Genomic DNA, 22,011 nt, shown 5'->3' with positions numbered 1-22,011 from the left:
TTGAATGCCCATACATTCCCGGGAACATTGATTTTTTTATAAAAAACCAAAAAAATATCAACATATTTGTCGATACATGTTGTATAATCTTGCGTGGGAAGCTATCATATAAATGTATAAAACGTTTACTAATATAAGCGAAGGGAAGAATAGCATGTCACATTCAATCGAACAACTTTCTATCAACACGATTCGCACATTATCCATCGATGCGATTGAAAAAGCAAACTCTGGTCACCCAGGAATGCCAATGGGTGCAGCACCAATGGCTTATACATTATGGACTCAATTTATGAAACACAATCCAAATAACCCAACGTGGTTTAACCGTGATCGTTTCGTATTATCTGCAGGTCATGGTTCAATGTTATTATACAGCCTACTTCACCTATCTGGTTATGATGTAACAATGGATGACTTAAAGAACTTCCGTCAATGGGGAAGCAAAACTCCAGGACATCCTGAGTACGGTCATACAGCTGGTGTAGATGCAACGACTGGTCCACTTGGACAAGGTATTGCAACTGCTGTAGGTATGGCAATGGCTGAAAGACATTTAGCTGCTAAATATAACCGTGATGCGTATAGTGTAGTAGATCATTATACATACGCTATTTGTGGTGATGGAGATTTAATGGAGGGCGTTTCTGCTGAAGCATCTTCATTAGCTGCTCATTTACAATTAGGTCGTCTTGTTGTGCTTTATGATTCAAACGATATTTCATTAGATGGCGATTTAAATCGTTCATTCTCTGAAAGTGTAGAAGATCGTTACAAAGCATACGGATGGCAAGTAATCCGTGTTGAGGATGGAAACGATATTGAAGCAATCGCGAAAGCAATTGAAGAAGCGAAAGCTGACGAAAAACGCCCAACGCTAATTGAAGTAAGAACGACAATTGGTTTCGGTTCTCCAAACAAATCAGGAAAATCAGCTTCACATGGTTCTCCACTTGGTGTAGAAGAAACGAAATTAACGAAAGAAGCATATGCTTGGACTGCTGAGCAAGACTTCCACGTAGCAGAAGAAGTATATGACAACTTCCGTAAAACAGTACAAGATGTTGGTGAAACTGCGCAAGCTGAGTGGAACACGATGCTAGGTGAATATGCACAAGCATACCCAGAATTAGCAAACGAATTCCAAGCAGCAATGAACGGTCAACTTCCAGAAGGTTGGGAGCAAAACCTACCAACTTATGAATTAGGATCAAAAGCAGCAACTCGTAATTCTTCTGGTGCTGTAATTAATGCAATTGCAGAGTCTGTACCATCATTCTTCGGTGGATCTGCTGACCTTGCTGGTTCTAACAAAACATACATGAATAACGAAAAAGACTTTACAAGAGATGATTACAGCGGTAAAAACATTTGGTACGGTGTACGTGAGTTCGCAATGGGTGCAGCAATGAACGGTATTGCACTACATGGTGGTTTAAAAACTTACGGTGGTACGTTCTTCGTATTCTCTGATTACTTACGTCCAGCAATTCGCCTTGCAGCATTAATGCAATTGCCAGTAACGTATGTATTCACACATGACAGTATCGCTGTTGGTGAAGATGGTCCAACACATGAACCAATCGAGCAATTAGCAGCGCTTCGTGCAATGCCAAACGTTTCTGTTATCCGTCCTGCTGATGGTAACGAATCTGTTGCAGCTTGGAGACTTGCTTTAGAATCTACAAACAAACCAACTGCTTTAGTATTAACTCGTCAAGACCTTCCAACATTAGAAGGTGCAAAAGATGATACGTATGAAAAAGTAGCAAAAGGTGCATATGTAGTTTCTGCAAGCAAGAAAGAAACGGCTGATGTAATCTTACTTGCAACTGGATCTGAAGTAAGCCTAGCTGTTGAAGCTCAAAAAGCATTAGCAGTAGACGGCGTTGACGCAGCGGTTGTCAGCATGCCATCTATGGATCGCTTCGAAGCTCAAACTGCAGAGTACAAAGAATCTGTATTACCAAAAGCAGTAACAAAACGTTTCGCAATCGAAATGGGTGCTACATTCGGATGGCACCGTTACGTAGGTCTTGAAGGAGATGTGTTAGGTATCGATACATTCGGTGCTTCTGCTCCTGGTGAGAAGATTATGGAAGAGTATGGATTTACTGTAGAGAACGTTGTTCGTAAAGTAAAAGAAATGCTTTAATGATTTCAGAAAAATCTCTCCGGCATGGAGAGGTTTTTCTATGTAAATGAGTTTTTTCGACAGAAAAAGTTTTTTATCTCTCCGCAGTCAGACAATCATTGCAAATTTTCTTATATATAATGAAGAGAAAAGGTTGTCCAGATTGGGAGTGGAAAAATGAAAACGTATGAATTGTATTTAATTCAAGAGGATATTGCGAAAGCTTATTTTGGTCGTGAATATTTGTTTTTTGATTTATTTGCTCGATTTTCAGAATCTGGGTCCCTTTCGGAGAAAAAAGTGTTATATAAGCAAATGATGTATATAACGATGCCATTGCAAGTAATGAAAATTCATCATAAATTAGAACAAGCTTTGCGCGTTCTTGGTAAATATGATAGAACACATCATACACATACACTTTATACGGGAGCGGAGTACGGCGAAATAATGGTGAAACCGCACTATATTCGTATGAATACCTCTGGAAATGTCTCTATGGAAACAACATTCTTTGAGGTGTTAAGAAAGTGTGAATTAACATTTTTAGCTATGGATTATGAAAATACAAAGTACGGATGGCTGAATCCTCTAAAACAAGTACGAACATATGTGTAAAAAATGTCGAATTGTATCTTGTCTTATTGAAAAGGTTTTAGTACACTGTAAGGTAGACAACATGAAGGAGGAAAATATATGCCAATTTGGTTAGGTATTCTAGTGGGCGTAGTAGCACTAGTAGCAGGCGTGGCGTTAGGATTTTTCATTGCCCGCAAATATATGATGAATTACTTACAAAAAAATCCACCAATTAACGAACAAATGTTAAAAATGATGATGATGCAAATGGGACAAAAACCTTCCCAAAAGAAAATCAATCAAATGATGAGCGCAATGAACAAGCAACAAATGAAATAAGCGCTAAAAGACACTCGCTAAGAGTGTCTTTCTTTTTGTTAGTTATAGTTTTTAAAACTTTTAAAAATTCTGTATTTTTGGTAAACTGAAAACATCGCTCATTTTAAGGGAGGAGGAAAAAAATGAAAGTGTTTATGAATTTAGCGTGGTTTTTTAAACAAGAAAAACGAGCGTACATAACTGGAATTATTTTATTGTTTGGCGTTGCACTTTTAGAACTTGTAGCACCAAAAGTAATTGGAATCGTTGTAGATGAAATTAATGATGGAACATTGACGACCGATAAGTTACTAAAATGGGTTGTACTATTAGTAATTGTAGGCATTACGATGTACATATTACGTTACATATGGCGTATTATGATTTTCGGGTCTTCATTAAAATTAGCTCGCCAATTACGAAAAAATTTATATGAACATTTTACAAAGATGAGTCCATCTTTCTATCAGTCAAATCGAACAGGTGATTTAATGGCACATGCGACCAATGATATTCAAGCGATCCAGCAAACTGCTGGAGCAGGTGTTTTGACGCTTGTTGACTCATTAGCTGTCGGAGGATGTGTACTCGTAGCGATGGGTTTTACAATTAGCTGGAAGTTAACATTATTAAGTTTAATTCCAATGCCGATTGTAGCTATTTCGACAAATTATTATGGAACTTTATTACATAAAAGGTTTCATAAAGCACAGCAATCGTTTTCGGAAATCAATGATAAAGTGCAAGAGAGTATGAGTGGAATGAAAGTGATTCGCTCGCTTGGACAAGAGAAAGAAGATTTGCAGGCGTTTCGAAGAAAATCAGAAGATGTTGTACATAAAAATGTGTTAGTTGCACGTATTGATTCGTTATTTGATCCGACAATCTCTCTTATCGTTGGATTTTCTTTTTTAATCGCAGTATGTTATGGATCGGTATTAGTTGTAAGAGGTGAATTAACAGTAGGTGATCTCGTTACATTTACGACATATTTAGGTACCCTCGTTTGGCCAATGTTAGCGTTTGGATGGTTATTCAATATTATGGAGCGTGGGCGTGCTTCATATGACCGTGTAGAAAAAATTCTTTCACAAAAATCAGATGTAGTAAATAGCGAAAAAGCTGTACAGACAATAGCGAGCGGTAATGTTTCGTTTGCCGTTGATTCATTTTCGTATAAGAAAAATGAATTGTTACATTTAAACGATATTCACTTTGATTTGAAGAAGGGCGAAACGCTAGGAGTTGTAGGACGTACAGGCGCAGGGAAAACAACTTTATTAAAATGTTTAATCCGTGAGTATGATCATTTTAATGGTGAATTAAAAATTGGGGAGCGAGATATTCGAGATATAACACTTCATGGTGTCCGTTCTGCCATTTCATACGTGCCGCAAGATCATTTTTTATTCTCAGCAAGTATTGGTGAGAATATTGCCTTTGGAAAGGCGGATGCTACATATAATGAAATTACCCAAGCTGCAGAGATTGCTTGTATTCATAATGACATCCTCCAATTTTCAGAAGGATATGAAACAGTAGTAGGGGAAAGAGGTGTTTCGTTATCTGGTGGTCAAAAACAGCGAATCTCTATTGCTCGTGCTTTATTAACAAATGCTGAAATTTTAATTTTGGATGATTGTTTATCAGCAGTAGATGCAAAAACAGAAGAGACGATTTTAAGTGCCTTAAAGAGGGAAAGAGCAGGGAAAACGACGATTATTACTGCACACCGATTAAGTGCAATTCAGCATGCCAATCTTATTCTTGTTGTTGATGAAGGTAGAATTGTACAAAGAGGTACACATGAGGAATTAATGAAGGAAAACGGCTGGTATAAGGAAATGTATGAAAGCCAGCAATTAGAAGCTTTAGTCGAGAAAGGAGGCGTATGATGGTAGAGAAGAAGCGAAGTGATTTAAGTAGATTGCTTTCCTATATGAAGCCATATAAAGGGTTGCTATCTTTAGCATTTATCTTTTTAGTTGGTGCGACAGTAACGGAAATGATGGGTCCTTTTTTAATTAAACAATTCCTCGATGAACACCTAGTACCGCGGGATTTTGAACGATCAGCGCTCGTTACTTTATTTGTAATTTACATAGTTGCTCATTTATTAAAAGTATTATTTACGTATTTAAATCTATTGTACTTTCAGAACATTGCTTTTAAGATTGTTCAAGATATGCGAGTTGAAGTATATGAACATGTTCAAAAGCTGTCATTAAGTTTCTTTGATCGTACGCCGATTGGTACACTTGTATCGCGTATAACAAATGATACGGAAGCGATTAAAGATTTTTATGTTAGTGTATTATCAACATTTGTGAAAAATGTAGTCTTTTTAGTAGGTATTTTAGTAGCGATGTTTTTATTAGATGTAAAATTAGCGCTATTTTCTCTCGTATTAATTCCGATAATGTTTGCGATTATGGTATTATATCGCCGGAAAAGTGCAGCTTTTTATTTAGAAGTACGTAATCAACTAAGCGTGTTAAATGCAAAGTTGAACGAGTCCATACAAGGAATGAATATTGTTCAAGTGTTCAGACAAGAAAAACGTATGAGAAAAGAGTTTGAAGAAGTGAATAATAAACATTATAGTGCAGGGCGACGTACTTTGAAGTTAGACGCATTACTTTTACGACCAGCTACGGATTTAGTGCATATTGTAGCTATTGCGTTAGTACTAGGTTTATTTGGGATTGATGCTTTAAAGAGCCCTGTTGAAGTAGGAGTTTTATATGCTTTTGTTAACTATATACATCGTTTCTTCCAACCTGTAAATGAGATGATGATGAAATTGTCCTTTTTCCAACAGGCACTTGTTTCGTCATCACGTGTATTTCATTTAATGGACGAGAAAGATTTAGCACCGGTTCAAAAAGGCAATGAGAATCCTCAAGTTGTGGATGGGGATATTGAATTTAAAAATGTTACTTTTTCATATGATGGAAAGCGTGACGTTTTAAAAAATGTATCATTTCACGTGAAACAAGGGCAAACGGTTGCTTTTGTTGGGCATACTGGTAGCGGAAAAAGTACGATTATGAATTTGTTAATGCGATTTTATAATATTAAGTCAGGAAATATTGTAATAGACGGTGTAGATTTAGAAAAATTTGAAGAACGAGAAATTAGAAAGAAAATAGGACTCGTATTGCAAGATGCATTTTTATTTGCTGGAAATGTAAAGCAAAATATTCGTATGTATAATGAAGAAATTACGGATGAAGAAGTAAAAGAAGCTGCTCGATTTGTGCAAGCAAATACGTTTATTGAAAAGTTACCAAAACAGTATGAAACAGAAGTAGTAGAAAGAGGTGCAGCATTTTCAAGCGGTCAACGACAATTAATTGCTTTTGCTAGAACGATAGCAACGAATCCGAAAGTATTAGTATTAGATGAAGCAACAGCTAATATCGATACAGAAACAGAAGAGGCTATTCAAACAGCGTTGCAACAAATGCGAAAAGGTAGAACGACGATAGCCATTGCGCATAGGTTATCTACAATTCAAGATTCAGATCAAATTTTTGTGATGCATGATGGAGAGATAGTAGAAAGAGGAACACATCAAGAATTACTAAGTGAGCAAGGTTTGTATTATAATATGTACTTGCTACAAAATAAAGTGAGTTTGCAAAAGGCCTTGTAATACAAGGTCTTTTTTATTTTGTATACAACATATGTTTACTCTTTGTTTCTATAGCATAAATGTTGTGTCCTCTTATGAAACTTGTACATATTGTATGTATACGAAGTAAAAAAATTGATAGGAGATTTTATATGCAAAACAGATCAAGTTCAAATGTTACGTTTATTGATGTGTCTCATTGGAAAGGGAATATTGATTGGAATGCAGTGAAGGCATCTGGAATTCCAGCAGCGTATGCAAAAGCGACAGAAGGTGTAAACTACATTGATCCTACTTTTACTAAGAATGTACAAGCAGCACGAAATGCGAATGTATTAATTGGTGCATACCATTTTGCACGCCCAGAACAAAATGATGCAATTTCAGAGGCGAAATATTTTGTGGGTATATTACAAAATAACCAGACAGACTTAATGCCAGTTCTGGATTTAGAATCACCAACAGATCCGAGCAACAGTAATTTAACTGGTAACGCTATATCGAATTGGGCAAGAAGCTTCATAAATTATGTGAAACAGGCTACTGGAAAAGATGTAATGTTATATACAGGAGTTTGGTATATTAATGAGTTCGGAATTAGCGGATTAAGTGATATACCGCTTTGGATTGCTAAATACTCGAGTACACCGCCTGCTGATGCTGGTGGATGGACAGCGTGGACAGCGTGGCAGTACACAGATTCTGGACAAATTTCAGGCGTAGGAAATTGTGATGTATCAGCTGCAGTTTCATTAGAAGCTTTAAAAGGGAATGGAGCAAGTGGTGGAGGTAATGTTTCCCCGCCTAATAATGCAACTCCAGTGTACGGGGTTGCTATAATTAATGGAGATAATGTGAATTTGAGAAGTGGACCATCTTTACAGTCTAGTGTAATTCGCCAATTGAATCGTGGCGAAACATATGAAGTTTGGGGAGAACAAGATGGATGGCTTTGTTTAGGGACAAATCAGTGGGTATATAATGATCCGAGTTATATTCAGTATAAACATTATGTGGCGACTATTACTGGTGATAATGTAAATTTGCGTGATGCTCCATCATTAAATGGAAATGTTATAAGACAGTTACATCATGGTGAATCGTATCGAGTATGGAGTAAGCAAGATGGATGGCTTTGCTTAGGGACAAATCAATGGATATACTACGATCCGAGTTATATTCAGTATGGTGTACAATAGAGTGAAAATAAAAGGTGCCCCGTCAGAGGTGCCTTTTATTAAAAATATACAACTTTTACAAAGTCTATATCGAAACCATAGTATACTATAGTAGATATATTTATAAAAAATAATCAAAAATGAAATAAAGGGGTAAAAATATGAATTATGTGCTAATAGGTGCGGTTTTAATATTATTAGCTGTAGTATTTGTGCTGTTTTATAAAAATAAACAGTTAGAATCAGAGAGTCAGCAAGTAGAATTTGAAAAGAAACAAGCAATTGAAACGTATAAAAATGAAATTGCAGCTACGGTGATAGAGCATAAAGAACAACAAAATAATTTAAAAAATATGGAACAGAAAAAATACAATGATTTACAAGTAAGTGCAAATAGAGAAATTGAAAATATGCGTATGATGAAAAATCAATTAGCTATGCAGTATAGTAAAGAACGTAGTGAAATGCAAAATAAACATAATAACGAAATACATATGTTTCAAAAATTAATTGCAAATTTACGAGAATATACTAAAAACGGTGCTGAAATGAATACGTACGAAACATTACATTATATGAAGCGAGGATTCATAGAGCAAGGCATCATATTAGATGCTGAATTTCAAGTCATGCCGAATGTTTTTATTAAAAATAATAGTGAAATAAACGATAATAGAATCCATCATCTCATCTTGTGCAAAACTGGTATTTATCTACTGGAGACGAAAGAATGGAACGAGAAATTAATTCATGGTTTAACGAAAGAAAATGCTGGTATATATTCATTTATGATTGATGAAATGGGTAAGTATCAACAAGAAGTTGATAAAGAAGAGACATTTGAATATATAGTAGGTAAAGATTCGTCAACTATACAAGTGAAAAATGAAGGAAATCCAGTATATAAGGCGAAGAAACTATCTCAAATTTTATACAATTGTTTGAAAGAAATGCAGGCTAATAGTATAAAAGAAAAGGTAAAACCAGTTGTATATTTTTATAATGAAAATGGAAAAGAAATAATAGATCTTTCTAGTGAGGAAACACCTAGATTAAAAAATCGGGAGCAAATTGTAACGTTCTTCAGAAATGAAATCTTAGCAGGGAAAGTAGTATATACAGTGCAAGAATTAGAACAGATTCGAGAAATGATTAGCCGGATGAATTATATAGTGAGTTAAAAGGGGAGATCTTTCTGAACGCTATGCTACGTGGCATTTTGTATGTCTATTTTTGTTTGTATATAGTAATGTACATTCTATTTATATTCGTCATTGATATGGTCCATATACCCTTAAGTGTAAGGAGCATTTTTGTAGTATTCATACCATTTGTTTTATTAGTCATGATTCAAAGGGCTATTTTATATGTTTCTAAAAATCGTAATGAAGAAAAGAAGCAAATGTTGGGGGTTTTAATAGTAGCACTCATACCATTAATAGTGTGCACTGTACAACTAAGTGTAAATGAATATACATCAAAGTTTAATCAAAATAGATGGTTAAATCATGCAGATAAGCGGGTATATATGGTAGATGATCTATTACAAAAATATAAATTAATAGGGAAATCAAATGAAGAAATTATACAATTGTTAGGAGCTCCAACGGAAACGAGAAGTGGGGAAGAAGGAGTTACCACTTTGTATTATCTTGGGACTGAACGTGGCTTTATTCCAATAGATAGCGAACAGCTTGTTTTCCAATTTGATAGAGATGGAAAAGTCATGGAATATACGGTGCATAAAGATTAAAGAAACGTAGAGGGAAGCTATATGTTATAGCTTCTTTTTTATTTTTCAATATGTCACGGAAGGGGGAGAAGGTTTTTGAGTGGAATAAGGAATGAAAGCGGAGGTGATGCATATATATAGATGCATTGGGTGATTATTAGTCCGATTGGTGAGGGGTAATAATTAATAAGTACGGACAAAAACCCCACTCATTAAAGTTTTACTTTATCATATTGTATAAATGAAAAGGAGGTAAGACGGTGAAAGCAATCCCGACTGATGTCCTGAGTAAAGAATTGATGGAAAGAGAAGGAGTTATATCTATTACAGTAAAGGAATTTGAAAAAATAGAAGTAGCTGGAGTAGTGGTCGCTGGTCCAGCGGTTATTTTGATTAATCAAGATTAAGTACATATTTTTGAAATAAAAAGCATCCGTCTAGGATGCTTTTTATTTGTATGTAAGGATAAATATGATGGATAATTGTGTTACTGGAGGGAAAGTCTGTGGCAATTATTATAACAATGTTAGTAATGGGTATTTTATTAGGATTTGTTGGAGCTGGAGGAGCTGGGTTTATTATCGCGATACTCACTTTAGTATTTCATATTCCTATTCATGTTGCTCTTGCAACATCTTTAACTGCAATGGCATTTACGACATTATCAGGTGTTGTCAGTCATTACCGTGAAGGCAATGTTGCATTTATTATAGGCGGGATTGTTGGAGGATTTGGCGCAATTGGCTCTTATATTGGTTCTAAATTTGGTTCACTTATACCAGCACATCTTCTTCATTGGTTTACAGCTGGGATGTTATTTTTATCGGCAATTTTTATGTTTATTAAATTAATTATGTTCCAAAACAAAGAACAGTCATCTTTATATAAGCATAAAGAGTTTTCCATGAACTACTTGTTGAAATGTATATGCCTTGGATTAGTTACTGGAATGATGGCTGGTTCATTTGGGATTGGTTCTGCACCGTTTATTCAGCTTGGATTAATGGTTCTATTGAGACTAACGATTCAGCAATCTGTAGGGACAACGATGCTTGTTATATTACCGATTGCAATTGGGGGTGGGCTAGGATATAGTTCGGAAGGATATTTAGATTATATATTGTTATTGCAAGTATTAATCGGGACCATGTTAGGGGCATATATTGGCGCGAAGTTTACAAATTATGCACCGCGAATGCTTTTGAGGTTTTCGATGATTATGACACCGGTTTTAGCTGGATGTATGCTATTGATGGAATAAGGTGAAATTATAATAAGTAGGGGGTTACTGCTTACAAATAGCGGGATAAAATTAATATAGCAAACTATTAATATATTTTACGAATGAATTATGTAGGTAATTCATATTTCCCATATAAAAGGATTTGTTTTAATATTATGAGTGTAAAGTTCGAGTATTCGAAGTACTACTTGAATTATATCCCTATCCCTTTTCTAAAAATGCGAACAAGTTTTGCCCTATTCTATTCAATAGTTAATTGTATAGAAATATATTGTTCGATGACCATTATGGAACGTACATAATGGGAAAATCCCGATCCTTAAAGAGGATGCCCCTAATCTTCATGTGAAAATATGATCGGATAAGAAAGCTGACCAATTGATGGTCAGCTTTCTTTTTGTTCAAAAACAATTTTTTCTTTAATTTCTGTTTGTAATAATACAGTTTTTCCGAAGCGACGTTTGCATTCCGCACGCACTTTTTCAATGGCTAGTAGCTGAGTAGTGGCGGGAACTGTGACAATAGCTTGGCGAGGCTTTCGATTTTCTTCACAAAAGACACATTCCACAACATAATTAGAAATCATATTTTCATCCTTCCAGTTTTAATTTCTAAGAAGGGATTGCCTATGAAGTTGATGTAATCTTTCGTCATTGTTTTATTTTTTTCCTCTTTTTTTCAAGGGGAAAATAAAAAAGAGGGCGAATTTTAGTAGGGGAGGGATGTTTATGGAGAGATGGATAGGTAGTGCAGCGGTATGTGTAAATGAAAGAAAGGAAGTTTTAATGGTACTGCAGGGCAAAGAGGGAGAAGAAAAAAGGTGGTCTGTCCCAAGTGGAGGACTTGAAAAGGGAGAGACACTAGAAGAATGTTGTATTAGGGAAGTTTGGGAAGAAACAGGTTACAATGTGGAAGTTGTAAATAAAATATATGAAAAAGAGGGTATTACATACGGTGTTCCAGTGTATGTCCATTATTATTTTGTTAAACAAATAGGCGGTAATATGAAAATCCAAGATCCTGATGAGTTAATACATGAAATTGCTTGGAAAGGGATACATGAAGTTGAACAATTGTGTTTAGCTTTTCCAGAGGATTATGAATTGCTGTGCCAATATATAGATAAAGAAGCAAGTATGTAAATACTTGCTTCTTTAATGTATCCAAGACAAGAAAAGCGGAACGATAACTAAACTAGCGCCTGCTGTTAAAAGCATAGATAAACTTGCAATTGTTCCTTCCACAGGACCGATTTCGAATGCTTTTGATGTACCGGTTCCATTTGCGCTTGTTCCTAACATAATACCTTTTGCGATTGCTGTTTTAATACGGCAAATACGTATGAGAGAAGGACCGAGCAATGCTCCTGTTAAGGCAGTTAAAACGACAAATACAGCAGTTAATTGTGACATGCCACCAATCATTTCTGAAATAGCCATTGCGATTGGTGTTGTTACGATATGTGGCGCTAAACTATGTTCTAGTGATGAATCAATTTGAAAATAATTTGCTAGTAGTGCTGAAGTAATGACTGATAAAAACGAACCGACAATGACATTAAGTAAGATAGCCATTCCATGTTTCTTTAATAAATCAAAGTATTTATAGATTGGCCATGCAAAAGCAACTGTTGCGGGTTTTAATAATTCAGTTAACCAATGACCACCAGATTCATATGTTTCATAAGGTGTATCTAATCCGAGCAATAAAGCAATTAAAATAATGGGACAGACGAGAAGAGGAGAAAGTAGACTCCAATTCCAGCGTTGATACATTTTTTTTGATAGCCAATATGTGAATAGTGTTAATAGTAAACAAAGAAATCCGATCATTGCGTTGATCCTTTCCGCTTTAGTAGCAATTCTGTTAAAAGTCCTGTAACTAAGGTAACGCAAAGAGTGCTAATCATAATAATTAAAATGAGATCGATTCCATATTGTGTTAGTGTATCTCTGTAACGTATGACAGCGACTGCAGAAGGGATGAAAAATAAAATAAGTTCTTTTAATAAAAAATCTGCTCCGTCCTGTATCCATTCTTTTTTAACTAGGTTAAATTTTAATGAAATTAATAATAAGAAAATACCGATTATACTTCCTGGAACTGGGAGGTGTGCCTGTTTTGCAATCCATTCACCTGTCCAAGCGAAACAAAATAGTAATAAAATTTGTCCGCTTAACTTCCACCATTTCATACAGTAACCACCTCTTTCTTTTGTTACATAAAAATTGTAAAAAAGAATTAACAATTTCTACTATACGTTCATTCAAAATATTTGTCTAATATATAAATTGTATGTTATTAATATATAAGACATATTAATCGAAAGTGAAAAGGGTGTCCAAAAATGGAATTACGGCATTTGCAATATTTTGTTGTTGTGGCAGAAGAGTTACACTTTGGACGGGCGGCTGCTCGTTTACAAATGACACAACCACCACTTAGTCAACAAATACAGCAATTAGAAAAAGAAATGGGAGTTACATTATTTTCAAGAACGAAAAGAAAGGTTGAACTAACAGAAGCAGGAGAAATGTTTTTAAAAGAAGTAAAAAAGGCGTTTGAACAAATTGAAAAAGCAGTAGAAGTTGCACAAAGTGCACAAAGGGGAGAAGTAGGATCACTTTCAATTGGTTTTGTAGGTGCGGCGATATATGATATTTTACCATCAATTGTTAGGGAATATAGAAAGAAATTTCCGAGAGTGTCTGTTGCATTACATGAATTGTCAACACCAGATCAAGTTCATGCACTTCATGATAACCGTATCGATATTGGCTTTTTACGTCCACCAATTCCAACGCAATTATTAGAATTAGAGCCAATTCAAAGGTTATCTTGCACTTTGTGTTTACCAAAGGCACATCCACTTGCAGAGAAAGATGAAATACATATAGAAGATTTACGAGATGAGCCGTTTGTATTTATTACGAGACCAGTATGGCCAGCTTTGTATGATACAATTTTATCTCTTTGTAGAGAAGTTGGATTTAGTCCACGTATTGTACAAGAAGCAACAGAGTATCAAACAGTTATGGGGCTTGTAGCAGCAGGGATTGGAATTACAGTAATACCCGTGTCGGCAAATAAGTTATATAAAACAGAAGTTGTATATAAAGAGTTATATGATTCTAATTTCGTTGCAGAAATGTCAGTGGCTTACAAAAAAATGAATAGTAATCCAGAGCTGCTAGAGTTTTTAAAAATTGCAAGAGAGAAGAAAAGAATAGAATAGAAGTAGAAGATGAGTAATAGTAGTAACAGAAAATGGATTTGATTCAAATCCATAAAAGTACACCTTATTAAACAATAAAGCGGAAATGCAACTTAAGTTGCATTTCCGCTTTATTGTTCTTTTTTTAGCTCGATACTAAATAGATAAACGTGTTCATTTTCTTTTAAGAGTAAATCAATACCCTTTTCTTCGTCAATTGTAGGGACGCTTACAGTTTCTTTACTGGTTTGGATTACAGCAGCTAAAGTTGTTTTTTGATTGTATTTTAAATTTTTTATAGATTGGATTGTAGTAGTTGCAGAGCTATTTACGCTTGGTGGCGCTTCTTCAGGAACAAGTGTTGAACCACCTTCAATATTCAGATACCACTGCCTTTTTTCTTGTATATCTTTATCAAATTGGAAATGTGGTGGTAAAAAAGAAAGCTTTACTTTCTTTTTTGAAAAATGTGAGGTAGCTATATTAGCAATTTCTTTTGTTTTCTTACCATTGTTATAATAATCAATTGTAGCATTTATTTCATCTTTATCATTTTTAAGCGTAACGTTATAAAATATGCTATTTCCTTCTTGAAAAGGAGTCATTTGTAAAATAGAAGCTTGCTCTTTTGTTAATTTGTATGGCTCAACAATGGCAACTTCATTGTTTTTTATTTGGCTACAACTTGTGAGTAATAATAAACACAAGATTGATAGTAATTTTATACGCATGCAACCTCCTCCTTTTTACAATTATATTCTAAATGTGATTTTTTATCATTTCGTTTTCTAGGACTAAAGACTTAGAAGAAATTCCGATTGTAGTGCGATGTTTAAAATGTCATATTTTTATACACTAGTAGTATAGAATGCGTATGTAATAAGGTAGGGGAAGAATTTTATGTCTTTATGTCGGTTAGCGAGAAAAAATATTATAACATTTGCTACCAAAAGGATGAAGCAATTTATGTGGATTGCTATGAGTACTATGATTTTGTTTTTTATGATATCGTTACAATTTAATGAAGGAGCTATTTTGAAAGTAGGGAATGCATTTGTATTTCAAATGTACTTTTACACACTTTTTATTGTACTAATTTTCATATGTATTTTTACTACATATAAAATGATGTACTCCCTTTTGCATGTGAGGAGGGAGGAGTTTATATCTTATGTAGAAGAAAATATGAAAAGAAAAGAGGTACTATGTGTATTATGTCAGGAGCAATTATTCATTTATGGAGCAGCATTTGTTTTTGGATTAATTAATGGGATGCTATTTTTGAAATTATTCACGGTTATCTTTATGAAAGTCGCAGGGATACAAGGAATAAATAGTGCGCCAATTACAATATATGCAGTTGTAATTATTAGTGTAATTATGATGACTGTCGTTTTAATATCGATGATGCAATGTTATCGATTTGTTCGAAATTTAAAAGATGGAAATTCGTTGCGGTTTAAAGAAAGGGCATGAGAAATCATGCTTTTTTCTATTTTACACATAAAAATAATCATGTTACAGTGAAAAGACCTGACAAAGAATGGGAAGGAAAGGTTGTATAGAATGACAAATGAACAATCAATTGTAAAAGTCGATCGGTTAACGAAGCAAATCGGATCAAAGACACTTGTACAAAATATTAGTTTTGAAGTGAAAAAAGGCGAGGTTGTCGGTTTACTCGGACCAAACGGTGCTGGAAAAACGACTTTAATGAGAATGATGGTTGGTATGATCCGTATGACAGAAGGTGAAGTATGGATTGATGGTCAATCTGTGAAACAGCAATTCGAAAAAACAGCTGCGAAAATTGGAGCGGTAATTGAGACACCTGAATTTTATCCTTTTTTGAGCGGCTATGAAAATTTAACATATTTCGGACGAATGAATGGTAATGTGACCGAAGAACGCATCGATGAAGTAGTGAAATTGTTAGGGATGGGACAAGTAATTGATCGCAAAGTAAAAGCGTATTCACTCGGCATGAGACAACGTTTAGGAATCGCTCAGGCACTTATTCACGATCCAGACGTGTTGATACTGGATGAACCGACAAATGGATTAGACCCTAGTGGAATACATGAAATGAGAATGTACATAAAAAAAATTGCACATGAACAAGGAAAAGCTGTACTTGTATCAAGTCACTTACTTTCAGAAGTTGAATTAATGTGTGACAGAGTTATCATTATTCAGCACGGGGAATATGTGGCTACGCAAAATATTCAGCATAGCCAAAGCGAAGAGATGGAGACGATCCGTATACGTGTAGATGATGCGAATAAAGCAGCAGAAATATTAGGGCATGATGTTTTAGTAAAAGATAATGAATTACTTATTAATGTAAAAGATGAAGAAATCCCAAATGTTATTCGTACATTGCTTGAGAAAAATATTCAAGTGTATCGTGTATATGAAGAAAGAAAAACGTTAGAAGAGCAATTTTTAGAATTAACAGGGGGAAAAGATATTGTTTAATTTAGTATATAACGAACTGTATAAAATATTTAAGCGGAAGCGAACGATTATTCCATTTGCAGTTATTGCAGTATTAATAATCGGATTAGGATGGGTTACGGTAAAGTATTTTGAACCGGAAACAAAAGGATGGAAAGTAGATTATACAGAACGAACTGTAGAAATTGAGAAAAAGCTTGGCATGAAAAAAGAAGCTATTTTAGCAGAAAAATCAGGGGATGAGCTTGTAAAAGAATACCAGCTTAAGATGAAGCATTTAGATACGGATACAGCACCGGCAAGCAGTTCTCCACTTTCTTTCATGAGAGATACAGGTTTTATCGTATTTCCAATTTTGCTCCCATTTATCCTCGTGTATGCAAGTACAATTTTTGCGAATGAATATAGCTGGGGAACATATAAATTTTTAACGATACGACCAGCGAGTCGCTTTAAAATTTTAACAGCAAAATTTTTAGCAATTGTTATATTTACAGCTTTATTATTTATATTTAATATGATCTTCTCCGCTTTATGTGGACTTGTTATTTATAAATTCCAACAGCCTGCATGGAGTGAGTTTATTTTCCAAGATGGAAATATAATAAAACAAAACATTTTTGTAGAAGCAAGTAAATATTATGTTTTATCGTGGTTACCAACGGTTGTGTACGCATCGTTTGCATTTATGATTTCTGTGTTAACAAGATCTAGTGGAGGTGCAATTGGTATTTCACTATTCCTTGCTTTATCAGGCAATATTGCGCTATTAGCAGCCACTAGATATAACTGGGCGAAATATTTATTGCCAGCAAACACAGATTTATATAGTATTTCAAAGAATGGAAGTTTTATTGATGGAGTAACATTCCCGTTTGCATCATGTATGTTGTTACTTTATTTGTTCGTATTTTTATGTATTTCATATACTGTGTTTTTAAAACGTGATTTAACTTAATAAGAAAAGCCGTTCAGGGTGCTGAGATGCACTTTGAACGGCTTTTTTTATGAGAATTGTTTAAGTGCTCTTTCGGCTAGTAAAGCAAAGTATTCTGCACTTATAGGCAGTGCCTCTTCATTAATTGTAAAAGCAGGATGATGCCATTCATGTGTACCGCTCGTTCCCATAAAGACGAATGAACCTGGTATTTCCTGTTGGTAAAATGAGAAATCTTCTCCAGCCATTGACGGACTAGGCGAGATGATATTAAGATTCATCTTTGTGGCAACTTGAGTAGATAAGTCTGTAAGAGCTTTATCGTTGTGAACAGCAGGAGGACCTGAATAAAAACGGAATTTCGTTTTTACACCTAATGCATCAGATACACCTTTAATAATACGCTCCATGAGTGCTGGAATCTTTTCACGTGTTTCAGCTTGGAATGTGCGAATCGTTCCTTCTAACGTAGCTTTTTCAGGAATCACGTTCCACGTATTTCCTGCATGAATATTTGTAACACTAACAACTGCATTATGAGATGAACTTATATTTCGGCTTACAATTGTTTGCAGTGCCATCACAATTTGAGAGGATGCGACAATAGGATCTACTCCAGCATCTGGTACAGCCGCGTGTGTACCAACTCCGTGAATTTCAATTTCAAATCGATCAACTCCGGCCATCAGTGGACCATCTTTAATGCCAATTGTACCTATTGGTAAATCAGGTTTATTATGCATGCCGAAAATCGCTTGCGCATTACGTAAATGTCCAGCATCAATAACTTTGCAAGCGCCATTACTACTTTCTTCAGCTGGTTGGAATATGAAGCGAACCGTTCCATTTAGGGAAGATTCTCTTTCTTTTAATAAGAAAGCAGTACCTAAAATAGCAGCTGTATGAAAATCGTGTCCACAAGCATGCATTTTCCCTCGTACTTTAGATGCATAGGACAAATGTGTTTCTTCTTGAATAGGAAGGGCATCAATATCAGCACGAACTGCTACAATTGGTCCGTTTTTATTACCAGACACTTCAGCGATAATTCCTGTTTCTAAATTGGAATCAATGATAGTAATGTTTTTTTCTTCTAACCAATTTTTTATTGCTTTTGTTGTTTCGAACTCTTCATATGATAGTTCTGGATACTCATGTAAATGTCGACGGATGGAAATAAGTTTTTCTTTTAGTTGATTTGAAATAGATACCATGTAGTATGCCTTCTTTCTTCAGCAAAATATTTATCATAAGTATACAACAATAAAAGAGAGGATTCTCAAATGAAAATCCTCTCTCGTTTATCCCATAAAAGCCCGATTGGTTCAACTAATTAAAGTTTCACTTTATGCTGCGACTTTTTTATGCGTATGATGTTTACGATAACGTCCACGCATTGCGTATGCAATTTGCGGGATTGCAATCCCAATTAATATAAGTGATACACCGAACCATTGTGAAGATAGTACAGCCTCTTTTAAAACGAATACTGACATAATTGTTGTAACTGGTAGTTCCGCTGCACCAAGAATAGTCGCTAAGCCAGAACCGATTTTTGGAATCCCGATTGTAAAGGCAATAGATGGAATAACGATACTAAATGTTCCTAATCCTAAACCGTATTTCCAAAGACCTTGAGAAATGGCACCATTAAAAATAAATGTTGGTGGGAATACAATCATGACTAAAGTTAAAGAACCAGTCATTAAGAGAACACCGCGCGGTAATGAAGGTACTTCAACAGCAACTTTTCCGCTTACGAAAATGTATGTTGCGAATGTAACAGCAGATAATAAACCTAAAATGACCCCAGTCGTATCGAAAGCACCTACTGATTGTTCAAGTAAACCACTTGATAAAAATGTCCCTACAAGTAAGAAAATAACAGAAATAACTTTTTCTCTTGAAGGTAATGTTTTTGTTGCGACTGCTTCAATGATAATTCCGACCCAAACGAATTGGAATAAAAGAATAATTGCAATAGAAGCTGGTACAGTTTTTAATGAAGCATAATAAAAAATTCCGGTAAAACTTGCAGATGTTCCTGCAACGAATAAAAGTAATGCTTGCTTTAAAGGAACGCGATGTCTAGAAAATAGAAGTGTAATAGCAAGCAAAATAATCCAACCGAACAAATATTGGCTGCCAATTACCTCTCCAAGTGAAAATCCTTCTGCATATGCAAGCTTAACAAAAATAGCTAAAATTCCATAACTACACGCTCCTAATAAAACTAAAAGAGAATAACGAAGCATGAAAAATTCCTCCCATCTATATGAAGTTGTTCCGTATCGAAAATATATAACTAGAGGGAAGTATACAAAATTAGAAATAAAGGGTCAAATGAAAGAAAAGTATGACATTTTATAGAATAATAATAAAAGTATGATATTTATGCATAATCTTGAAATTTTTAATAGTAGAAGTATTATAAAATAAACTTTGCATTGTATAGAGATAGCATTTGAAAAAAATATTTTTTAAACCAATATGTATATAGACGTACTAGTAACGTGCTAATTATTTGAGAAACTATGTTACCTTTGTTATGGTAATAACAATTAAAGGAGTTTTATAATCCATTTGGGTTTTTTCTATATAATAGAAGGAAATGAAAACGTTTTATTAGAAACTGTGAGGAAGTGCGGTTTTTCTTATTGCCACGTTGTAAAAGTGATTTCACGAATTGTTCATAGTATTTTTATGTGTTTTTGTTACAATATTTAGGGAGAGGAGTGGAATGATGCAAGATATTAGTATTTTTTTAGCGTTTGGCGCCGGGTTCTTATCATTTATTTCCCCATGTTGCTTACCGCTTTATCCGGCATTTTTATCGTACATAACAGGTATGTCGGTTTCTGAATTGAAAGAAGAAAATGCAATGCTTCGCAAAAGAAGTATGATACATACAGCGTTTTTCTTACTTGGATTTTCAATTATATTTATTGCAATTGGATTTGGTACAAGTTTTATTGGAGGAATCTTTACTGACTATAAAGATTTAATCAGACAGTTAGGTGGTATATTTATCATCGTGTTCGGCTTAATTATTGTCGGGGTGTTTAAGCCGAAATTTTTAATGCAAGACCGTAAATTTACATTTAAAAATCGTCCAAGTGGCTATTTTGGATCAGTACTAATCGGATTAGCTTTTGCAGCAGGGTGGACGCCATGTACCGGACCAATTCTAGTGTCTGTAATTGGATTAGCAGCAACAAATCCAGAATCAGCAATGATATATATGATTGCTTACATACTTGGATTTGCAATCCCGTTTTTCGTACTGTCATTCTTTATTACGAAAATGTCTTGGATTAAAAGAAATAGTATGGCCTTCATGAAAGTCGGAGGATATATTATGATTGTTATGGGTGTCTTCCTATACTTTAACTGGATGACGAAAATTATCGTATATTTCTCAAGTTTATTTGGTGGTTTTACTGGTTTTTAGTATTATTCTGCGAAAATGTTGGAAATACTAACGGAAAAGCATATAATGAAAGTATATTTTGCATATAGCCACAAAAAAGGATGAGAAAATATGAACATAGTTCTTTTATCAAGTATCGTTGCTGTTTGTATGGCTGTCGGTGCGATGTTTATTCGTTTAAAAGCAGCTAAGAAACCTGCAACATTGAAAAAAATTATACTTCCACCATTTTTTATGAGTACGGGTGCATTGATGTATGTTTTTCCTGAATTTCGATTAACTCCAGCAGAAATGTTAGAAGCAATTGGTGTCGGTTTGATTTTCTCTATTTTTCTTATTAAAACATCTAAATTTGAAATTAGAGGACAAGAGATTTATTTGAAGCGTTCAAAAGCCTTTGTTTTCATATTAATTGGATTACTTGTAGTGCGGATTGTATTTAAAACCTACTTAAGTCAATCTCTTGATTTAGGACAACTTAGTGGCATGTTCTTCTTACTTGCGTTTGCGATGATTGTGTCATGGAGAATTGCAATGTATCGTTCCTTTACGAAATTACAGAAGGAAATGGAAAAAGAAGATGGTTTTTATAATGAAAAAGATATGAAGCTAACTTAAAAACTGTATATGTACCAAATAAAAAGACAGCGTCAAAGGCGCTGTCTTTTTTATCGAAAATAATATGAAGTTACTTTGCGAGTAAAGATCGATAGTTAGAATAATCAATCTTTTTTTCTTGTAGTTTTTTTATTAAAAATTTATGATCACGCTTTGGTGTGGCAATGATATACCCTTTAATAATTAAGTCTTGTGTAATTTGAGAGGCATTTTCTTGTAATGCAAGTTCCCCGATTTTGCCAGCAATCTTTGATTTTGCAACATCACGAAATAGTTCTGGAACAGGGCTTACAAGCTCTTCTAACAATTGTTTTTGTTCATCATCCCATAAATGTCTCGTTTTATTTATGTAGTGTCCTTCCCAATCCAAAATGGACATGCCGTCTTCTTTTGGTAATCGTTTCAGGAATTTTCTGAACATAAAGTATCCACCGATAGACATAAGCCCTAATAAAATAACCGTCCATAATACAATGAACCAACTGAACCATCCTTCGAGCAAGCATATCCCCCCTTAATGATAGCGGTTTTCTT

Annotated in this window: 25 protein-coding genes; 18 read left to right on the top strand and 7 right to left on the bottom strand. The window is 34.6% G+C overall.

The features are described 5' to 3' along the window. The first annotated feature begins 154 nt into the window (after window positions 1-154). From tkt to DN407_RS17905, 10 genes are all read left to right on the top strand, one after another. Complete coding sequence (gene tkt, locus DN407_RS17950) at window positions 155-2,155, top strand: transketolase (protein ID WP_000019782.1); 2,001 nt, start codon at window positions 155-157, stop codon at window positions 2,153-2,155. A gap of 156 nt (window positions 2,156-2,311) precedes the next feature. Next, the gene (sirA, locus tag DN407_RS17945; RefSeq protein WP_000860645.1) at window positions 2,312-2,752 is read left to right on the top strand and encodes a sporulation inhibitor of replication protein SirA; all 441 of its coding nucleotides are present in this window, start codon (window positions 2,312-2,314) and stop codon (window positions 2,750-2,752) included. Between the two features lie 78 nt (window positions 2,753-2,830). Then, window positions 2,831-3,052 (top strand): YneF family protein, encoded by a 222-nt coding sequence (locus DN407_RS17940; protein WP_001123317.1) that lies wholly within the window; start codon window positions 2,831-2,833, stop codon window positions 3,050-3,052. Between the two features lie 122 nt (window positions 3,053-3,174). Next, window positions 3,175-4,926 carry an ABC transporter ATP-binding protein gene (locus DN407_RS17935; protein WP_000862453.1) on the top strand — a complete coding sequence of 584 codons (1,752 nt, stop codon included), beginning with the start codon at window positions 3,175-3,177 and terminating at the stop codon, window positions 4,924-4,926. Next, entirely contained in the window at window positions 4,926-6,689 is a 1,764-nt protein-coding gene (locus DN407_RS17930) for an ABC transporter ATP-binding protein (RefSeq protein ID WP_000229523.1), read from the top strand. The genes DN407_RS17935 and DN407_RS17930 overlap by 1 nt, the downstream gene beginning before the upstream one ends. Before the next feature lie 131 nt (window positions 6,690-6,820). After that, window positions 6,821-7,867 carry a GH25 family lysozyme gene (locus DN407_RS17925; protein ID WP_149216542.1) on the top strand — a complete coding sequence of 349 codons (1,047 nt, stop codon included), beginning with the start codon at window positions 6,821-6,823 and terminating at the stop codon, window positions 7,865-7,867. 140 nt (window positions 7,868-8,007) lie between these two features. Beyond that, window positions 8,008-9,027 carry an NERD domain-containing protein gene (locus tag DN407_RS17920; RefSeq protein ID WP_098568753.1) on the top strand — a complete coding sequence of 340 codons (1,020 nt, stop codon included), beginning with the start codon at window positions 8,008-8,010 and terminating at the stop codon, window positions 9,025-9,027. A gap of 23 nt (window positions 9,028-9,050) precedes the next feature. Next, a complete protein-coding gene (locus DN407_RS17915) occupies window positions 9,051-9,599 on the top strand; it encodes a hypothetical protein (protein WP_000943751.1) in 549 nt (182 codons plus the stop codon). 239 nt (window positions 9,600-9,838) lie between these two features. Further along, window positions 9,839-9,985 carry a BC1881 family protein gene (locus tag DN407_RS17910; RefSeq protein ID WP_000644411.1) on the top strand — a complete coding sequence of 49 codons (147 nt, stop codon included), beginning with the start codon at window positions 9,839-9,841 and terminating at the stop codon, window positions 9,983-9,985. A 98-nt stretch (window positions 9,986-10,083) separates the two neighbouring features. Beyond that, on the top strand, window positions 10,084-10,839 hold the full coding sequence (locus tag DN407_RS17905) for a sulfite exporter TauE/SafE family protein (RefSeq protein WP_000974654.1): 756 nt from the start codon (window positions 10,084-10,086) through the stop codon (window positions 10,837-10,839). Between the two features lie 367 nt (window positions 10,840-11,206). Here DN407_RS17905 and DN407_RS17900 read toward each other — a convergent pair whose 3' ends face one another. Beyond that, window positions 11,207-11,407: a DUF3903 domain-containing protein gene (locus DN407_RS17900; protein ID WP_000625225.1), complete on the bottom strand. Its 201-nt coding sequence runs from the start codon at window positions 11,405-11,407 to the stop codon at window positions 11,207-11,209. A 142-nt stretch (window positions 11,408-11,549) separates the two neighbouring features. Between DN407_RS17900 and DN407_RS17895 the strand changes: the two genes are divergently transcribed. Further along, complete coding sequence (locus DN407_RS17895) at window positions 11,550-11,963, top strand: NUDIX hydrolase (protein WP_000442977.1); 414 nt, start codon at window positions 11,550-11,552, stop codon at window positions 11,961-11,963. Window positions 11,964-11,975: 12 nt separating this feature from the next. Here the strand turns inward: DN407_RS17895 and DN407_RS17890 are convergent, their stop codons facing one another. Both DN407_RS17890 and DN407_RS17885 read right to left on the bottom strand, forming a co-directional pair. Further along, complete coding sequence (locus DN407_RS17890) at window positions 11,976-12,653, bottom strand: LrgB family protein (RefSeq protein WP_000578965.1); 678 nt, start codon at window positions 12,651-12,653, stop codon at window positions 11,976-11,978. Next, entirely contained in the window at window positions 12,650-13,015 is a 366-nt protein-coding gene (locus DN407_RS17885) for a CidA/LrgA family holin-like protein (protein ID WP_000872365.1), read from the bottom strand. The genes DN407_RS17890 and DN407_RS17885 overlap by 4 nt, the downstream gene beginning before the upstream one ends. A 153-nt stretch (window positions 13,016-13,168) precedes the next feature. Here DN407_RS17885 and alsR point away from each other — a divergent pair, with 153 nt between their 5' ends. Next, window positions 13,169-14,056: an acetoin biosynthesis transcriptional regulator AlsR gene (alsR, locus tag DN407_RS17880; RefSeq protein WP_149216541.1), complete on the top strand. Its 888-nt coding sequence runs from the start codon at window positions 13,169-13,171 to the stop codon at window positions 14,054-14,056. 110 nt (window positions 14,057-14,166) lie between these two features. Here alsR and DN407_RS17875 read toward each other — a convergent pair whose 3' ends face one another. After that, on the bottom strand, window positions 14,167-14,766 hold the full coding sequence (locus DN407_RS17875) for a hypothetical protein (RefSeq protein WP_001220602.1): 600 nt from the start codon (window positions 14,764-14,766) through the stop codon (window positions 14,167-14,169). Window positions 14,767-14,935: 169 nt separating this feature from the next. Between DN407_RS17875 and DN407_RS17870 the strand changes: the two genes are divergently transcribed. The 3 genes from DN407_RS17870 to DN407_RS17860 all read left to right on the top strand — a co-directional run bounded on the left by DN407_RS17870 (window position 14,936) and on the right by DN407_RS17860 (window position 17,450). Beyond that, window positions 14,936-15,511: a hypothetical protein gene (locus tag DN407_RS17870; RefSeq protein WP_000050601.1), complete on the top strand. Its 576-nt coding sequence runs from the start codon at window positions 14,936-14,938 to the stop codon at window positions 15,509-15,511. A 90-nt stretch (window positions 15,512-15,601) separates the two neighbouring features. After that, a complete protein-coding gene (locus DN407_RS17865) occupies window positions 15,602-16,513 on the top strand; it encodes an ABC transporter ATP-binding protein (protein ID WP_000180617.1) in 912 nt (303 codons plus the stop codon). Beyond that, entirely contained in the window at window positions 16,506-17,450 is a 945-nt protein-coding gene (locus DN407_RS17860; protein WP_149216540.1) for an ABC transporter permease, read from the top strand. Before DN407_RS17865 ends, DN407_RS17860 begins: the two co-directional genes overlap by 8 nt. Window positions 17,451-17,497: 47 nt before the next feature. On the opposite strand, the gene DN407_RS17855 is transcribed toward DN407_RS17860, so the two are convergent. Beyond that, complete coding sequence (locus DN407_RS17855) at window positions 17,498-18,643, bottom strand: M20 peptidase aminoacylase family protein (RefSeq protein ID WP_149216539.1); 1,146 nt, start codon at window positions 18,641-18,643, stop codon at window positions 17,498-17,500. A gap of 132 nt (window positions 18,644-18,775) precedes the next feature. Then, window positions 18,776-19,684 (bottom strand): EamA family transporter, encoded by a 909-nt coding sequence (locus DN407_RS17850; protein WP_149216538.1) that lies wholly within the window; start codon window positions 19,682-19,684, stop codon window positions 18,776-18,778. Between the two features lie 322 nt (window positions 19,685-20,006). Between DN407_RS17850 and DN407_RS32950 the strand changes: the two genes are divergently transcribed. From DN407_RS32950 to DN407_RS17835, 3 genes are all read left to right on the top strand, one after another. Then, window positions 20,007-20,156 carry a peptidase T gene (locus tag DN407_RS32950; RefSeq protein ID WP_071686460.1) on the top strand — a complete coding sequence of 50 codons (150 nt, stop codon included), beginning with the start codon at window positions 20,007-20,009 and terminating at the stop codon, window positions 20,154-20,156. 16 nt (window positions 20,157-20,172) lie between these two features. After that, window positions 20,173-20,880: a cytochrome c-type biogenesis protein CcdA gene (ccdA, locus tag DN407_RS17840; protein WP_001152676.1), complete on the top strand. Its 708-nt coding sequence runs from the start codon at window positions 20,173-20,175 to the stop codon at window positions 20,878-20,880. A gap of 90 nt (window positions 20,881-20,970) precedes the next feature. Then, the gene (locus tag DN407_RS17835; protein WP_001028440.1) at window positions 20,971-21,477 is read left to right on the top strand and encodes a CcdC family protein; all 507 of its coding nucleotides are present in this window, start codon (window positions 20,971-20,973) and stop codon (window positions 21,475-21,477) included. Window positions 21,478-21,547: 70 nt separating this feature from the next. On the opposite strand, the gene DN407_RS17830 is transcribed toward DN407_RS17835, so the two are convergent. Beyond that, window positions 21,548-21,979, bottom strand: coding sequence for a DUF2621 domain-containing protein (locus DN407_RS17830; RefSeq protein ID WP_087967692.1), 432 nt, complete (start codon window positions 21,977-21,979; stop codon window positions 21,548-21,550). Window positions 21,980-22,011: the final 32 nt, after the last annotated feature.

Source organism: Bacillus sp. JAS24-2 (assembly GCF_008274905.1).
GTDB lineage: Bacteria > Bacillota > Bacilli > Bacillales > Bacillaceae_G > Bacillus_A > Bacillus_A cereus.
This window is presented reverse-complemented; position numbering and strand designations above follow the sequence as displayed.

What these genes read in the sequence shown, in the direction of transcription:
- tkt (WP_000019782.1), top strand. Translation starts at nt 155, where the DNA reads ATGTCACATTCAATCGAACAACTTTCTATCAACACGATTCGCACATTA.
- sirA (WP_000860645.1), top strand. Translation starts at nt 2,312, where the DNA reads ATGAAAACGTATGAATTGTATTTAATTCAAGAGGATATTGCGAAAGCT.
- DN407_RS17940 (WP_001123317.1), top strand. Translation starts at nt 2,831, where the DNA reads ATGCCAATTTGGTTAGGTATTCTAGTGGGCGTAGTAGCACTAGTAGCA.
- DN407_RS17935 (WP_000862453.1), top strand. Translation starts at nt 3,175, where the DNA reads ATGAAAGTGTTTATGAATTTAGCGTGGTTTTTTAAACAAGAAAAACGA.
- DN407_RS17930 (WP_000229523.1), top strand. Translation starts at nt 4,926, where the DNA reads ATGGTAGAGAAGAAGCGAAGTGATTTAAGTAGATTGCTTTCCTATATG.
- DN407_RS17925 (WP_149216542.1), top strand. Translation starts at nt 6,821, where the DNA reads ATGCAAAACAGATCAAGTTCAAATGTTACGTTTATTGATGTGTCTCAT.
- DN407_RS17920 (WP_098568753.1), top strand. Translation starts at nt 8,008, where the DNA reads ATGAATTATGTGCTAATAGGTGCGGTTTTAATATTATTAGCTGTAGTA.
- DN407_RS17915 (WP_000943751.1), top strand. Translation starts at nt 9,051, where the DNA reads ATGCTACGTGGCATTTTGTATGTCTATTTTTGTTTGTATATAGTAATG.
- DN407_RS17900 (WP_000625225.1), bottom strand. Translation starts at nt 11,407, where the DNA reads ATGATTTCTAATTATGTTGTGGAATGTGTCTTTTGTGAAGAAAATCGA.
- DN407_RS17895 (WP_000442977.1), top strand. Translation starts at nt 11,550, where the DNA reads ATGGAGAGATGGATAGGTAGTGCAGCGGTATGTGTAAATGAAAGAAAG.
- DN407_RS17890 (WP_000578965.1), bottom strand. Translation starts at nt 12,653, where the DNA reads ATGATCGGATTTCTTTGTTTACTATTAACACTATTCACATATTGGCTA.
- DN407_RS17885 (WP_000872365.1), bottom strand. Translation starts at nt 13,015, where the DNA reads ATGAAATGGTGGAAGTTAAGCGGACAAATTTTATTACTATTTTGTTTC.
- alsR (WP_149216541.1), top strand. Translation starts at nt 13,169, where the DNA reads ATGGAATTACGGCATTTGCAATATTTTGTTGTTGTGGCAGAAGAGTTA.
- DN407_RS17875 (WP_001220602.1), bottom strand. Translation starts at nt 14,766, where the DNA reads ATGCGTATAAAATTACTATCAATCTTGTGTTTATTATTACTCACAAGT.
- DN407_RS17870 (WP_000050601.1), top strand. Translation starts at nt 14,936, where the DNA reads ATGTCTTTATGTCGGTTAGCGAGAAAAAATATTATAACATTTGCTACC.
- DN407_RS17865 (WP_000180617.1), top strand. Translation starts at nt 15,602, where the DNA reads ATGACAAATGAACAATCAATTGTAAAAGTCGATCGGTTAACGAAGCAA.
- DN407_RS17855 (WP_149216539.1), bottom strand. Translation starts at nt 18,643, where the DNA reads ATGGTATCTATTTCAAATCAACTAAAAGAAAAACTTATTTCCATCCGT.
- DN407_RS17850 (WP_149216538.1), bottom strand. Translation starts at nt 19,684, where the DNA reads ATGCTTCGTTATTCTCTTTTAGTTTTATTAGGAGCGTGTAGTTATGGA.
- ccdA (WP_001152676.1), top strand. Translation starts at nt 20,173, where the DNA reads ATGCAAGATATTAGTATTTTTTTAGCGTTTGGCGCCGGGTTCTTATCA.
- DN407_RS17835 (WP_001028440.1), top strand. Translation starts at nt 20,971, where the DNA reads ATGAACATAGTTCTTTTATCAAGTATCGTTGCTGTTTGTATGGCTGTC.